The 13712-nt window shown below is 67.3% G+C and carries 14 protein-coding genes and 1 tRNA gene; 8 read left to right on the top strand and 7 right to left on the bottom strand.

Annotation, left to right across the window (positions count from 1 at the left end; genetic code table 11):
• Positions 1–602: 602 nt before the first annotated feature.
• Both MFF26_RS16570 and MFF26_RS16565 read right to left on the bottom strand, forming a co-directional pair.
• Positions 603–797 (bottom strand): hypothetical protein, encoded by a 195-nt coding sequence (locus MFF26_RS16570; protein ID WP_137828402.1) that lies wholly within the window; start codon positions 795–797, stop codon positions 603–605.
• Positions 798–986: 189 nt separating this feature from the next.
• Positions 987–1223, bottom strand: coding sequence for a DUF6894 family protein (locus MFF26_RS16565; RefSeq protein WP_137828401.1), 237 nt, complete (start codon positions 1221–1223; stop codon positions 987–989).
• Between the two features lie 485 nt (positions 1224–1708).
• Here MFF26_RS16565 and MFF26_RS16560 point away from each other — a divergent pair, with 485 nt between their 5' ends.
• On the top strand, positions 1709–2206 hold the full coding sequence (locus tag MFF26_RS16560; protein WP_137828400.1) for an HD domain-containing protein: 498 nt from the start codon (positions 1709–1711) through the stop codon (positions 2204–2206).
• A 114-nt stretch (positions 2207–2320) separates the two neighbouring features.
• Here the strand turns inward: MFF26_RS16560 and MFF26_RS16555 are convergent.
• The 5 genes from MFF26_RS16555 to MFF26_RS16535 all read right to left on the bottom strand — a co-directional run bounded on the left by MFF26_RS16555 (position 2321) and on the right by MFF26_RS16535 (position 6736).
• A tRNA-Leu gene (locus tag MFF26_RS16555) sits at positions 2321–2407 on the bottom strand.
• A gap of 34 nt (positions 2408–2441) precedes the next feature.
• Complete coding sequence (locus MFF26_RS16550; RefSeq protein WP_137828399.1) at positions 2442–3632, bottom strand: FAD-dependent monooxygenase; 1191 nt, start codon at positions 3630–3632, stop codon at positions 2442–2444.
• A gap of 7 nt (positions 3633–3639) precedes the next feature.
• On the bottom strand, positions 3640–3912 hold the full coding sequence (locus MFF26_RS16545; RefSeq protein WP_137828398.1) for a zinc-finger domain-containing protein: 273 nt from the start codon (positions 3910–3912) through the stop codon (positions 3640–3642).
• 224 nt (positions 3913–4136) lie between these two features.
• Positions 4137–4427 carry a hypothetical protein gene (locus MFF26_RS16540; protein WP_137828397.1) on the bottom strand — a complete coding sequence of 97 codons (291 nt, stop codon included), beginning with the start codon at positions 4425–4427 and terminating at the stop codon, positions 4137–4139.
• Between the two features lie 542 nt (positions 4428–4969).
• Entirely contained in the window at positions 4970–6736 is a 1767-nt protein-coding gene (locus MFF26_RS16535) for an ATP-binding response regulator (protein ID WP_137828396.1), read from the bottom strand.
• Positions 6737–7116: 380 nt separating this feature from the next.
• Here MFF26_RS16535 and MFF26_RS16530 point away from each other — a divergent pair, with 380 nt between their 5' ends.
• The 7 genes from MFF26_RS16530 (at position 7117) to cysE (ending at position 13601) form a co-directional block, all read left to right on the top strand.
• A complete protein-coding gene (locus tag MFF26_RS16530) occupies positions 7117–7860 on the top strand; it encodes a response regulator (protein ID WP_137828395.1) in 744 nt (247 codons plus the stop codon).
• 110 nt (positions 7861–7970) lie between these two features.
• Complete coding sequence (locus tag MFF26_RS16525; protein ID WP_171015423.1) at positions 7971–8309, top strand: hypothetical protein; 339 nt, start codon at positions 7971–7973, stop codon at positions 8307–8309.
• Between the two features lie 10 nt (positions 8310–8319).
• On the top strand, positions 8320–8589 hold the full coding sequence (locus MFF26_RS16520; protein WP_137828394.1) for a hypothetical protein: 270 nt from the start codon (positions 8320–8322) through the stop codon (positions 8587–8589).
• Between the two features lie 133 nt (positions 8590–8722).
• Positions 8723–11020: a sensor histidine kinase gene (locus MFF26_RS16515; protein WP_137828494.1), complete on the top strand. Its 2298-nt coding sequence runs from the start codon at positions 8723–8725 to the stop codon at positions 11018–11020.
• A gap of 279 nt (positions 11021–11299) precedes the next feature.
• Positions 11300–11482: a hypothetical protein gene (locus tag MFF26_RS16510; RefSeq protein ID WP_137828393.1), complete on the top strand. Its 183-nt coding sequence runs from the start codon at positions 11300–11302 to the stop codon at positions 11480–11482.
• A gap of 61 nt (positions 11483–11543) precedes the next feature.
• Positions 11544–12443 carry a helix-turn-helix transcriptional regulator gene (locus tag MFF26_RS16505; RefSeq protein WP_137828392.1) on the top strand — a complete coding sequence of 300 codons (900 nt, stop codon included), beginning with the start codon at positions 11544–11546 and terminating at the stop codon, positions 12441–12443.
• 300 nt (positions 12444–12743) lie between these two features.
• On the top strand, positions 12744–13601 hold the full coding sequence (cysE, locus tag MFF26_RS16500; RefSeq protein WP_137828391.1) for a serine O-acetyltransferase: 858 nt from the start codon (positions 12744–12746) through the stop codon (positions 13599–13601).
• Positions 13602–13712 lie beyond the last annotated feature (111 nt).

Below are 13712 nucleotides of genomic sequence, written 5' to 3'. Positions count from 1 at the left end.
GAGCGGCTGAAACGGCCTCACCAGAGTCGGCAATCAAGGGTCTATTCCGGTAGAGCAACGTAAGTGCGTGACGCGCGGTTGGTCCCAAACCACGGGCGCCCCAGCGGTTTCACGATCACGGCCGAAGCCGTCACGTCAGGGCGGCTACCACTCGAAGAACGAGTCGAGACCGGGCAACAGGCACGCCAGGGTCGCCGCGGCCCCGACAAGGCCCGCCATCATCACCGCCACCGCCACGCGACACTCCTCTACAGTCTCGGCAGACTGAACGTCGCAGGGCGCCATAAGTTCAGGCGGGCCCCTCACCATTTGATGAAACGGTCGGCACTCGGGCGTGCCGCAATCGTCAGGGCGATCGCGCCGATCGCACCGGTGATCATGATGACAGCGGCAAGCGTCACGTCAGCTCCCCTCCGCACGGCAGCCGGAGCGCCGAACACGCTGTCCTCGTGGGGTCGCGCCGTTCATCGTTGAAGACGGCGCCTTGCCCGAAAGGCTCGCGAGACGCTTCGGATGGCTGTTTGGAGGTCAACAGTGCCATACCATGGTCTGTGCCGTGCGGCAGATTGGCCGCACATCGTTCCGCATCCCCTGAACTGACTTCAGGAAATTTTGCGCTTGGCCGTCGAACGCCGTTTCGTTCGTTTGGGCTTCGCAGCCTGGCCAGCCGCAGCCTTCGTCATCTCGGCGAGCATCAGGCGCTGCTGGCGCCGGAGCGTGTTGGCGCCGTGCCCCATCCAGAAGCCGGCCACCTGATTGACCGACGACAGCCATAGGCCGAGCGCAGGGTTCTTCATGCTGAGATCTCCACCGGTTCAACGAAACCGGGCGGGATCCGTTCAGCAAAGGACCAAACGTTCTGATTTCGGTGACAGCAGGACGGATCCGGGCGCCCCCGAAAACTTCGGCGGCTGCGATTGGCCGGTGCGGCTACCGCGATCTGCCGAGCGAAAACCCGCAGACAGCCAGATCTCCGGCCAATCCCGTCAGACGCGGTCTTCCGTGGCTCTCAGGAAAGGCTGCACCAAGACGCGTCGGCCAGTGAGATCATGGACGCTGACGTGCCATTCCTCCCAATCTTCCCGGTCGTCGAGGCTCCGCATGACCTCGCGCGCCACTTCATCGGCGCGCCGCACCACGCGCTCGGGAAGACGAATGTCCTTCCCCGTGGAATCGAAGACGCATTCGGTGCCGTTCGTCGCATGAAAACGGTAGCGAGCCATTGCGAGCCTGTCCCTCCTCACCGAATCGACCGAGATAAGTGTTCGTGTTTCGTTCCAGTATGTGGACAGGTTGTGGAGAAAGGCAAGGCAGGGCGTGCAATTCCAACGGCTTGCACGCCCTTCGGGTGAACGGGACAACGCGTCCCCAAACCGTCGCAGGGCGCGGGGGATACATCGCAAGCGGTTGGTATCGCTCGAAGCGTCGTTCGAAATACCCGCAAGACCTCAAACCGGGGGTCTCGGAGCGGCTGGCGGAGGACGGGAAACGCGTTGGCCGCCCCTCAGCGCGAAGCATCACTCTGGTGATGCTCACCGTGCACCAGCGTCATCATCAATTATTCGAGAGCAGAGTGCCGCTGTCTACGCGCTATCCTTGGTGACATGGATGTATGCGCCCGAGTGCGCACAGAAAATAAGTAATTATCAGGGTACGTTGGCAGCCAACGGATGGGAGAGAGACCTGCCATCGTAAGCGGAGAGGTTCAGTGCCGCCGACGAATTTCGACACACATCAGTTCGCGGCTCAGGCGCACGCTGGCCAAGTGGACAAACGCGGCAAACCCTACATAAGGCACATCAATCGCGTCGCTGCCGCTGCTGACAAGCGCGCTCGCCATGCCCTCGAAGTCGATGGCCTCAGGATCAATCCTGAGCACGTGCTACAGGCGGCCTACCTTCACGACGTGCTCGAAGATACACCGACATCAGCCGATGATTTGGTCCGTGCAGGCTATGCCCCCGCCGTGATCGAGATGGTTCGCCTCCTCACGAAGACGGACGAACCCATGAACTACGCCGAGCGTATCAGTGCCCTCATCGAAACGAGAAGCCTCGGGGCCATTCTTATCAAATTATCCGACAATGAGGACAACGCGAGCATCGAGCGCGCGCTTTCGAACAAAGAGGGGCTAACGGCACGTTACGCCGCGTCCATGCCGCGCCTGAGGGATGCCGCTGCCGCATTGGGATATACGGGCTCCTAAGTCGCAAAAGGCCGCGTGTTCGGTCTCGCGCATGTTCCTCCTGGATGCCCTGACGAGCGCGACAAGCGCCACATGGGACGCGCCTCAGGACAGCTTCTTGCATCTTCGAGGGATTGGTGCGGACGGCGGGACTCGAACCCGCATGGCCGTGGGGCCGCAAGATTTTAAGTCTCGTGCGTCTACCGGTTCCGCCACGTCCGCGCCGGCTTAGCGGTAGCGGGGCACCGGGGTCAGATCAAGCGGCAGAGGGGTTCCAGCCGTAGAGCCACGCATAGCGAGCAGCCATGCCTTCGGGGCCGAGGCGGGCCATCACCCTGTCGCGGGCGAACCCCACCAGGCGACCGGCATGGTAGACACGGCCATTGCCGCGGGCCGCTCGCTGCACCGCCGCGACGCGGTCCGACCGGGCGGCGGCGTAGGCGTCCAGCGCGGCGGGCACCTCCGCATGGGCGGAGAGTTGCGCGGTCAGCACCGCCGCATCCTCAATGGCGAGCGCCGCGCCCTGAGCCAGGAACGGCAGGACCGGATGAGCGGCATCGCCCAAAAGCGCGATCCGGCCCCGTGCCATGGGCCGGGCGGCGGGACGGTCGACGAGGGACCATACCACCCAGGCATCGGGGGTGCCGAGCAACTCCGCCAAGGGGGCGGCGGCGTCGGGGAAATGGTCGCGCAGGGCTGCCGGATCGCCGATGCGGCCCCAATCCTCGTCGCCGTCGCGCTCCGGGGCGATGGCGACGACATTGAGCCGCTTGCCGCCGCCGACGGGATAATGGACCACGTGCCGGCCCGGGCCGAGCCACAGACCCGTCTCTTCCCCCTGGAACGCCTCGGGTGCGGCTTCTCGCGGGATCAGGGCGCGCCACGCCGCCTGCCGGTGCAGCCGTAGGGGACGCGCGTCGAACCGGGCGCGGAGCGACGAACGGACCCCGTCGGCGCCGATCAGCAGATCGGCGCGCCAGGATTCGCTCTTGCCGCCGTCGATCCCCGACATGGTGAGCGCGACCCCATCCGCCGTCTCGCTCAGGGCGGTCACCTCGCGACCGACGCAGAGTCGGATGCCGGGGCGCCCGCGCACGGCATCGAGAAGCAGCGTCTGCAGGTCGGCCCGGTGGATGACGTAGTAGGGCGCGCCGTGCCGTTGCCGGATCGAGGCGCCGAGGCGGATCCCGCCAATGGTCCGCCCCGTCGCGAGCGATCGCACCCGCACCCCCGGCGGCTCGTCGGCCGCCCGTCGCAAGGCGGCGCCGAGACCGAGCCCGATCAGGACAGCGCTGGCATTGGGCGAGAGTTGCAGCCCCGCCCCCACCTCGGAAAAGCCGGTGCGGCGCTCGATCAGCGTGACCGTGTGTCCCGCACCGGCGAGTGCCAGCGCCGCGGTCAACCCGCCAATGCCGGCCCCGACGATGGCGATGGTACGGCCCGTCACGGCCCGCTCAGGCCACCTTCTCTCTCTTGCCGATCCCGTCCGCCGCCTCGGTCCAGACGCAGGAGGCGGGCTCCGCCGTGCCGGGCTTCAATTGAGCGTCGTAACGGAACAGGGTGGAGCAGTACTGGCAGATGATCTCCGTGTCCGCCCCCATATCGAGGAAGACGTGCGGATGGTCGAACGGCGGCAGCGCACCGATGCACATGAATTCCTTCGAGCCCACCGCGACCACCCGCAAGCCGGGTTGATTGTGGAAGTGCGGAACGCCCTTGTCGGCCATCTCGGATTCCTGCTCTCGCCCCGTCTCGCGCTCTCAGGGCGGTCCCCGCACGGTCTAACCCGCGAGCGCGCCCACCGCTAGAGCGATGCCCGACCATACCGTTCACGGCCGACGGCCTTCGGATTGTCGGGCATTCTTCGAGGGGGCTGCGGCCCTCGGCAGGATGGGGGACTCGCGCCCCAGGTCTCCCAAGGACCGTCCAACCTTGTGCATCGCCGCTGGCTTCAGCGCGCGTCGCGGCAGTCTTGACAGATGCTGTCCAGCACGCCGTCGAGACGCTTCTGGCGCGCCGTGCGCTCGGTCGGATCGGCCTCGGGCGCGGCGGCACGGCCGGGGGGCACGGTCTGTCCCGTGCCCGCGCGATAGGGCGCATTGACCGTGGTCTCCGGCCCGCCGCCGGTCCCGGTATAAGGTGCCGCCACCGCCCCGGCGGGCGCGAGCGCAAGACTCCCCAGGACGAGGCCCCTGAGACCTCCCCTCCGGATTCCGTCGATGATCCGCGCCGCTCCCCGCATCCCTCTCTCCGATCGTTCGCGCCGGATTGGCGTCTCGAATGACAAAGACGGGATGGCGCACGCCGATCCCGTCGGCGCGCATGGGGCGTGCTCGATCGCACGCTGGAGCATGCGGCGGTCAAAGGCTTTCGCCGCTCCATCAATTCTGCACGTCGCCCGATCGATGGCAGAAAGCTGCGCCCGGGCTGAACTGGATCGGGTCGGCGAAGCCCTCGACGAGTTCCGCACAGCGATGGACCACGGTTCGCTCGATGGCACCGCAACGATCCGGTCGCATCCAACGCGTGCACGACTTCTCAGCGACTCCGAATGCGTCGCTCTTGCATCGTCGTCGGGAAAGCGTCGGTGTGGCCAGTGAGGGACTTCGCGCCTCGTGCCATTGAGCAATCAGAAATACATTTGTCGAGAAACGACCGGGAAGCTTGATGCGATCGTGAAAATTTTTCCGCCAATACACATTCGTTCCGCACTTAATAGAGGATATAGCAATTCTAAGTGTATTTGCAAAAATAAAAATTCTTGCTGAAGCCCGACTTATAACATCACATTGCCTCGTCCGGCAGCCGCACCAGGAACGTCGCCCCCTGGCCTGGCCCGTCCGAGAACGCCTCGGCTCGGCCCCCATGCAGTTCGGCGATGCGCTTGACGATGGAGAGGCCCAGGCCGGTCGAGCCCTCGCCGCCGGTGGGCTTCGCGGACAAGCGCTGGAAGCGGCCGAACAGGCGGGCGGCGTCCTCCGGGGACAGGCCGGGCCCCTCGTCGGTGACGGCGCAGACGGTCGCCCCGGTCTCCTGGCGCACCGCGACCGCGATGGCGCCGCCGGGATGCGAATACTTGATCGCGTTGGACACGAGATTGTCGACGGCCTCCCGGAGGCGCTCGGCATCGCCGCACACGAACAATTCGGCCGGCAACGCGGTGGTCAGGCACTGCCCCTTGGCTTCGGCCAGCGGACGGTTGGCTTCGCAGACCTCCCGCGCCAGGCCGGCGAGGTCCACGGGCTCACGCCGCAGGGTGATGTCGAGGGCATCGTTCATCGCGTCCGCCATCAAGCTGTCGATCATGTCGATCAGCCGGGTCGCGGAGGCGCGCACATGCTCGACCTGGGTCGCCATCGCGGCCCGCGCCGGGGGCGGAGCCGGCTGGCCCGCTTCGGGCTCCATCCCGATCAGGTCGGTCAGCATCTCGGACCGTCCCAGGATCACCGCGAGCGGGTTCTTGAGATCGTGGGCGATGGTGCCGAGAATCTCGGTCTTGAGATTGTTGGCGCGGCGCAGGTCCGAGCGTTGCAGGGCGAGGCGCCGGTTGGCCCGGATCAGCTCCGCGGTCCGTTCCAGCACCCGCTGCTCCAGGGTGACGTTGGCCCGCTGCAGCCGCTCGTAGAGGATCACGTTGTCGAAGGCGATCGACAGCCGGCCGGTCAGGAGCGTGATCAGGGCCCGGTCGGTGTCGGAGAGCGGGCGATCGGTGTCGATCAGCGCCACGATCTCGCTGCCGCTCGCGGTATGGACATAGAGCGTCGACCAATGCTCGCCGAAGCTGTGACGGCGGGCGGCGAATGCCTCTTCGACCACCGGCCGGATATCGGGTGCGAGCGCGTCCGGCGCCCGCCCGACATAGCCGCCATAGAGGCCGGATCCGGCCAGCACACTGAAGCGGCTCGCGGAATGATCCGCCTCATTGCCCTCGCGCAGCACCAGGATACCCGCGCAATCGGCATTGAGCAGCGAGGCGACCTGGGTCAGCACGCCCTCGGCCAAGCGCTGCATCGATTTCTGATCGAGCAGCATCGGGGCGGCATCGATGATGATTTCGAGCCCGCGCCTCGTCTCATCGAGGCGCTTCAGCTGCTGATAGGCCCGCAAGGCCGCCGTCAGACTGGTGAACAGCCGGTCGGCGGTCAGTTCGGTCTTCGCCTTGTAGTCGTTGATGTCGTAATCGACGATCACCCGCCGCTCCGGGGCCTGTCCCGGCTGCCCGGTGCGCAGGATGATGCGGGTCGTCTCCTCCCGTAATTCCCGGCGGATGTAATCGACGAGCTTCAGACCCGCATCGTCGGTCTCCATCACCACATCGAGCAGGACGATGGCGACGTCCCGCCGCTCGGCCAGCAGGAGGCGCGCCTCCGCGGCGGAATAGGCGGACAGGATCTCGAGCCCCCGCCCATCGAGTTCGTAGCCCGACAGCGCGTAGCGGGTGCCCTCGTGCACCGCCGGATCGTCGTCGACCAGAGCGATGGTCCATGCACCGACGCGGGGCCCGACGGCGGGGTCCTCGTCAGGCACGAGGTGGAGCAGATCGTCGTCCATCGTTGCTTTCAGCCTCGTGAGCCCCCCGGACATCGGCCGTGTCTTGATCGATGCGCGTCTTCCATGCAGTTCGATACCGCATGCAGCGGGAGAGTTCGAACAGGCGAAGAAATCGTGGTGAAAGATAGGCCGTGTTGATCCGTTTCCTGTGTACGTAGCGTGCTCGATCACTGACAGCGGCTCCAGACGATGCATCGAAGAAACAACGATCTTCTGTGCAATGCGGAACCGAACAGGTCGCCATACGGTGAGGGTTCGGGCATCGTTCGAAAAGCAAATGGTCTATCCACACCGAGACCGAGCATGCGAAGCATTGCGAGCAGGGAAACCTTCAGCCCGATGACGCGCGACATCGCTTCACCATGCGGGATCGTGCCGCGATGACGGAATCATCCGGCTCCGGCCCTCATATCGTCGTCGTGGACGACGAGCCCGATGCCCGAGCGATGGTCGGTGATTATCTTCGCTTGCACGGCTTCGACGTGGCGCTCTGCGACGGTGGACAGGCGCTTCGGGCGCATCTCGCCGGACGCGCACCCGACCTGATCGTGCTCGACCTCAACATGCCGCAGGAAGACGGCCTGTCGATCGTCCGCGATCTGAAGGCGCGCAGCCGGATTCCGATCATCATGCTCACGGCGACCGCCAGTCCGATCGACCGGGTGGTCGGGCTCGAACTCGGTGCCGACGATTACCTGCCCAAGCCCTGCGAGCTGCGCGAACTGGTCGCCCGTGTGCGCTCGGTGCTGCGTCGGGCGCAGGGCGCGCCCGCCCCGGTGCAGGCCAAGCCCGAGACGCCGGACGTGCCCGCGCGCCGGATCCGGTTCGGGACGAAATGGCTCGAACTCGACGCCGTGCGCCTGCGCGACGACCAGGGCGTGGAGCAGCCGCTGACACGCTCGGAATTCGAGCTGCTCAAAGCCTTCGCCGATCATCCCAAGCGGGCGCTCTCGCGCGAGCGCCTGCTCGACCTCGCCGATGCCCGCGATCCCGATGCCTTCGATCGGGCGATCGACGTGCGGATCAACCGTATCCGCAAGAAGGTCGAACCCGACCCGGCCCATCCGCGATTCATCCGCACGGTGCGCGGCCTGGGCTACGTCTTCCGCCCCGACGGGGACTGATCGCGTTCGGCCGCAGGGCGGATGACCCAATTGTTTCGTCGCTTGCTGAGCCGACGTAACAGAAGCCCCGGATCCGGTGATCCTGTGACGGGCGACGCAAAACCCCGGACATGCGGTCTCCCTACAAGGCTCCCATCGACGACGGCGAAGCCGCGGGGGATGTCATGCAGGGATGGATTTCGATCGTGGCCGTGAGTGCGGTGCTCTCGGCCGGTCTCGTGGCCGGACGCGCGGCCGCGGATGCGACGGCGGCCCCGGCCGCGCCCCCCTCGACGGCGACCTGGAGCGACCCGCCGGCCCGGTCCGCCGTCACGGCGCCGGTCGCCGTCGAGCGTCGAACCGAGGCGCGCCCCGCACCGGCCTGCACGGCCCAGGCTTGGGCTCCGCTGCCGTCGGGCTGCGACGCCCGGGGCCGCCCGGTGCGCATCATCGCCCTGACCCAGCGTTGAGGAGGGGGCGATGCCGCATTTCTCGAAGGAGCTCCTCGACGCCGCGCCCGAGAGCCTCGACTTCCTGCGCGAAGTTCTGCACGGCTCCGGCTCGGGCCAATCGACGAAGCGTGGGCGGAGCAGCCAACCAGCCGCGATGACGGTTACCAGGGAGGAACGCCTCCTCGGACGTCGCATGGGCGATTCGGTCACCAATACGAGCGGCAGCACGGTCGGTGGCAATCCCGGCCGCACGGCACCGGTCCGGCGGCGTCGACCCGCCTCACTGATCGGAGCGTGAATCCGGGCGGACGCGTCCGTTGATGAAGGACAGCCGGGACACGGTGCGTGAAAGCCTTGTCGCCCCGGGGAATTCCGGCGACGATCGGCCCCGTTGGCCACTTCTGCTCTCCGGAGCGCGGCGCGGGTTGAGGATGCGGGTCGGGCGAAAGATTGCCCTCGTCGGCGGCGTCCCGATCCTGGTGGCTGCGGCCATCGCGGCGGCGGGCTGGGTCTTGCTGGCCCAGGAGCAGCGCGCCCGCTCCGGCGCCCTGCTCGCTGCCCGCGTCTTTCACGATCTGACCGTCGCCCGGACCGAGCGCGAAGCCTTTATCGCGGCGCATCCAGCCGACCGCGCGGCGCGCGAGGAGCGCTTCCTGACGCTCACCGGCGATGCCCGTCGCGGCCTCGATGCCCTGCAGATCGATGTCCGCACCAAGGGCCAGGCCGAGCGCGTCGCCTCGGCGCTGCGGACGCTCGACCGTTCGATCGAGCGGATGCGTGCACTGTCGGCGCTGACCCGCGAGAACGACGGACTCGTCGCCGAAATGAACCGGCGGGCGAGCCGGCTGATCGAACTGGCGGATCAGGCGCGCTTGCGCCAGCAGGGGTCGAACGCCGACATCGCCCGGACGCTGGCCCTGAAGGTGGAACGGCTCCGCACCACCCGCGACGTGGTGGCCCGCATCAACGCCTTATCGGCCGCTCTCGCCCGTCTCGATCTGGCCGAGGCGCGGCCCGCAGCGAGCGATTCGGCCAGCGCACCCTCTCCTGACTCTGCGGGCCTGTCAGAGGCCGGCGACAACCTTGCCGCGTCCCTGCGCGGCTCGGGCCGGGACAGGCAGGCCGCAGAACTCGCCCCCCTGCTCGCCGCTCGCCGGACCGGACCGGATGAGAACGGGCGACTCGCCGAGGCACTCGAGCGGCTGCTCAAGCTCGTTTCCTCGGAACAGCGCGCCCTGCACGACGAGGTGACGCAGCTTCTCGCCTACGCAATCACCGCCAACGAAACGCAGCAGGCGACCCAGAACATCAGCATCACGGCCCTCAAACTCGGACAGCGCACCGCCGACGCCCTGGCGCGCCGTGATCCTGTAGGAGCGAGCGCGATGCTGACGGAGGGTGAACAGCTCTCGGCCACCACGGCGGAGCTGCCGATCGCGCCGCTGATCCAGGGCGACATGATCGACGCCATCGACGGTTGGCGTCACCGCCTCGCCACGACCATCGAGGGCCTGAAGCGCCAGAACGCGATGATCGCCGAGATGGACACGCTCGCCGCCGCGATGGGCCAGAGCGCCAATGCCCTCAACGACGCCGCCTTGGAAGATGCCGATCGCTTCGGCGCATTCCTTCGCCAACTCCTTCTCGTCGGAGCGGCGGGCGGCCTGCTGCTCGGCGCCCTCGCGGCGCTCGCCGTCGCCCGCTCGATTCTGGTGCCGCTGCGCCAGCTTCAGGGCGATATGATCGCGCTCGCCGCCGACCCAAGAGCGACCGGGCTCTCGGGCACGCAACGGACGGACGAACTGGGCGACATTGCCCGGGCCACGAGCTTCTTCGTCACGGAGATCGGACGCCGCGAGCGCGCCCTGCGCCGGGCCAAGGATCAGGCCGATGCGGCGCTCCACGATCTGCGCCAAGCCCAGGACGACCTGATCCGCGCGGAAAAACTCGCTTCCCTGGGTCAGTTGGTGGCGGGCGTGGCCCACGAGATCAACACGCCGCTCGGCATCGCCCTGACCACCGCAACGCTGGTGCGCGACGAGACGCGAACCTTCCAATCGGTGGTGGCCTCGGGCCAGCTGTCACGGTCGCGCCTGAATCACTTCGTCGATCGCGTCGGCGAGGGCGCGCATCTGCTCGCGTCCAACCTGACCCGGGCGGCGGACCTCGTCCACGGTTTCAAGCAAGTCGCGGTCGATCGGGCGAGTGATGAGCGCCGCAGCTTCACGCTCGATGTGTGGCTCGACGAGCTCCTGGCGAGCCTCCAGCCGATGCTGCGCAAGGGCGGGCACCGAATTCAACCGGATTGTCCTCCGGGGATCACCGTCGACACCTATCCGGGGGTGCTGGCGCAGGTCGTCACCAACCTGATCACCAACGCGGTGGTGCACGGCTTCGCCCAGCGGCCGCAGGGCAGCCACGGAACCATCGTGGTGCGGGTCCAATCCTCGGGTGCCTATGCACGAATCGAGGTCGCCGATGACGGTGCCGGCATCGTATCCGAGAATCTCGCCCGGATCTTCGATCCGTTCTTCACCACCGCCCGATCCCGCGGCAGCACCGGGCTCGGCATGCACATCGTCCACAACCTCGTCACGGTGAAACTCCAGGGGCGCATCGCCGTGGAGAGCGAACCCGGCATGGGCACCACCGTGCGGGTCGAGTTCCCCCGCGAGCCTGCGGGCGGCGATCGGCCGATGGCGCGGGCGACGGCGGGAGCCGCCCCGTGAGACGTCCGGCCCCGCCCGCCGGTGCGGCAGCGCCGACGACGCGGCCGCCCGAGCGGCCTCGCGAACCGATGATTCGGACATGGGCTTACAGCTCTTTCCGCGAAACGTCGGATCGCTATCGTGCGGCGTTGCCCTCGGCGCCCCTCACCCATACCGTGGTCGAGGGGCGAGCCAGCGTAGCTTCATCGGCCTTTGGACCGCCCCTGAGGCGCTCCCTGTTGAACGGGCCTCTTTCGCAGAGCGATCAACCGAACGCTCTAACAACCAGAAGATGTCTTGTTGAGCGCAACAGAACTCAAAAAGGAAAACAACAAATATTTTATCCACCGCCGAGATCGCATGGATGCCGCGCCCGCGCTATGGGTTGCGCGTGAGCCATTCACGCGCCAGATGACGAATCCCGTTCTCTCGCAGTCGCGAGATGTGGCCCGTGCGTTGCAGCAGGCCGAGCTGAACGGGTAACGGCCTTTGGACAAGTGATGCGGAACGTGCGTCGGAACCGGACGAGAGGTGAGTTGAGGCCATGACCGACGCGGCCCAACAAGAAGCGGATTTCCTGAACGAGCTGGGCCGGCGCGTGCGGCACGCCCGGACCGTTCGCGGACTCTCGCGCAAGCTGCTCTCGCAGGCATCCGGCCTGTCGGAGCGCTACATCGCCCAGCTCGAAGGTGGCCAGGGCAATGTGTCCATCATCCTGCTGCGCCGCGTGGCCAATGCCATGGGCATGCGCCTTGACGACCTCGTGGCCGCACAGGAAACCTCATCGGATTGGCGGGTCGTCCGCGATCTCGTCGAGCAGGCGAACCCCGAGCAGATCGCCCTCGCGAAATCGGCGCTGGCGGGATCGGCCACCGCCGAAAGTCGTGTGGTTCGTCGCCGCGTGGCGGTCGTGGGTCTGCGCGGCGCCGGCAAGTCGACGCTCGGACGCATGGCGGCAGCCCATCTCGGCTGGCGATTCGTTGAGCTCAACACTGAAATCGAGCGCGAGAACGGCTTGTCCGTGGGCGAGATCTTCGCGATCTACGGGCAGGAGGGCTATCGCCGCCTGGAACAGAAGGCCCTGCGCCAACTCGCGGAACATCCGGGGCCGATGGTTCTCGCCACCGGCGGCTCCATCGTCGCCGAGCCGCTGACCTACGACCTGCTCCTGTCCTCGTTCTACACGATCTGGCTGCGGGCACGGCCGGAGGAGCACCTGCAGCGGGTGCGCGATCAGGGGCATGTCGAGGGCAAGGGCGATCCGACCTCGGTGCTGGAGGATCTGCGCGCCGTTCTGCTGAGCCGCGAGCCGCTCTACGCCCGCGCCTCGGCGGTGGTCGACACGTCCGACGTTCCGGTCGAGGTCATGGCCGAGCGGGTGATCGGCGTCATCGAAGATCGGTTCAACGGTACCGATAACGGCGGCAGGCGCCCGGCGGCCTGATCGCCCCGTCGATCTCACGTCGGAGGGACCGATATCCCGGTCTCTTCGGTCCTGAAGCCAGTGACGATCGTCGGCGATTGACGCGCCATGGGTGCGCGGTCCCCACGCCGCCCCCTTGATGCGGGCGGGTTCGGACCCAAGCTGTACGGCCATGCCGCGCCGCGGTAGGGATGGTTCTCGCGCCGGCGCCGCTTGGACGAGATCGGTCGTTCCCGCGCAGGCCATCGAGCAGCCGAATTCATCTCGCCCTACGGACCACCGCGATATGCGGTCGGGAGCGTTTCCGTCGAGGAGGAATGCATGTCCGCCAGTCCTTCGCTCAGCCCGATCGGGCGCGAGGCGATCGCCGGCATCGTCGATCCGCTTTGGACGCGGATACGGGGCGAGGCCGAGACGGTCTTGCGGGACGAGCCGCAGCTCGCCTCCTTCTTCGTGGCGACCATCCTCAACCATCCGACCCTCGAGGCGGCGGTGGGCCATCGCGTCGCCGCGCGCCTCGGTCATGCCTCGCTGCCCACCGACCTCGTGGCGCACGGCTTCTACGAGGCGGTGAACGACGATCCCACCATCGGCCAGAGCATGCGCGCCGACATCCTCGCCGTGATGGATCGCGACCCCGCGACCACGCGGGCAATCGAGCCACTGCTCTATTTCAAGGGCTTCCACGCCCTGCAGGCGCATCGCCTCGCCCATTGGTACTGGCATCAGGGACGGCGCGATCTCGCCCTCTACCTGCAAAGCCGGTCGTCGGAGGTGTTCCAGACCGACATCCATCCCGCAGCCCGCATCGGGCGCGGCGTGTTCTTCGATCACGCCACGGGTGTCGTGGTGGGATCGACCGCCGTGATCGAGGACGATGTGTCGATCCTGCATGCCGTGACCCTCGGTGGCACCGGCAAGCATGGCGGCGACCGTCACCCGAAGATCCGCCGCGGGGTCATGATCGGCGCGGGCGCCAAGATCCTCGGCAATATCGAGGTGGGCGCCTGCGCGCGGGTCGCCGCCGGCTCGGTGGTCCTGCGCCCGGTGCCGCCCCACACCACCGTCGTCGGCGTTCCGGCCCGCGTGGTCGGCGCCGCCGGCTGTGCCGAGCCCGCCCGCTCCATGGATCAGCTCGTCGCGATGAGCGAATTCGTCGACATCGCCGGCGGGATCTGAACGGATCCTCGCCGGAGCTTCGGGCGCTTGCTTGGGCCTGCGTGGCATGGCAAGCCGCCCACGACCACCGAATAAACCGTTGTCGCCGACGTTTCCGAGGCCGTGAAGGTC

The organism is Methylorubrum suomiense (assembly GCF_022179765.1).
Lineage (GTDB): Bacteria > Pseudomonadota > Alphaproteobacteria > Rhizobiales > Beijerinckiaceae > Methylobacterium > Methylobacterium suomiense.
This window is presented reverse-complemented; position numbering and strand designations above follow the sequence as displayed.

Coding starts and splice junctions, on each gene's coding strand:
- MFF26_RS16570 (WP_137828402.1), bottom strand. CDS start 797: ATGAAGAACCCTGCGCTCGGCCTATGGCTGTCGTCGGTCAATCAGGTG.
- MFF26_RS16565 (WP_137828401.1), bottom strand. CDS start 1,223: ATGGCTCGCTACCGTTTTCATGCGACGAACGGCACCGAATGCGTCTTC.
- MFF26_RS16545 (WP_137828398.1), bottom strand. CDS start 3,912: ATGGCCGACAAGGGCGTTCCGCACTTCCACAATCAACCCGGCTTGCGG.
- MFF26_RS16540 (WP_137828397.1), bottom strand. CDS start 4,427: ATGCGGGGAGCGGCGCGGATCATCGACGGAATCCGGAGGGGAGGTCTC.
- MFF26_RS16535 (WP_137828396.1), bottom strand. CDS start 6,736: ATGGACGACGATCTGCTCCACCTCGTGCCTGACGAGGACCCCGCCGTC.
- MFF26_RS16530 (WP_137828395.1), top strand. CDS start 7,117: ATGACGGAATCATCCGGCTCCGGCCCTCATATCGTCGTCGTGGACGAC.
- MFF26_RS16525 (WP_171015423.1), top strand. CDS start 7,971: ATGCGGTCTCCCTACAAGGCTCCCATCGACGACGGCGAAGCCGCGGGG.
- MFF26_RS16520 (WP_137828394.1), top strand. CDS start 8,320: ATGCCGCATTTCTCGAAGGAGCTCCTCGACGCCGCGCCCGAGAGCCTC.
- MFF26_RS16515 (WP_137828494.1), top strand. CDS start 8,723: ATGCGGGTCGGGCGAAAGATTGCCCTCGTCGGCGGCGTCCCGATCCTG.
- MFF26_RS16505 (WP_137828392.1), top strand. CDS start 11,544: ATGACCGACGCGGCCCAACAAGAAGCGGATTTCCTGAACGAGCTGGGC.
- cysE (WP_137828391.1), top strand. CDS start 12,744: ATGTCCGCCAGTCCTTCGCTCAGCCCGATCGGGCGCGAGGCGATCGCC.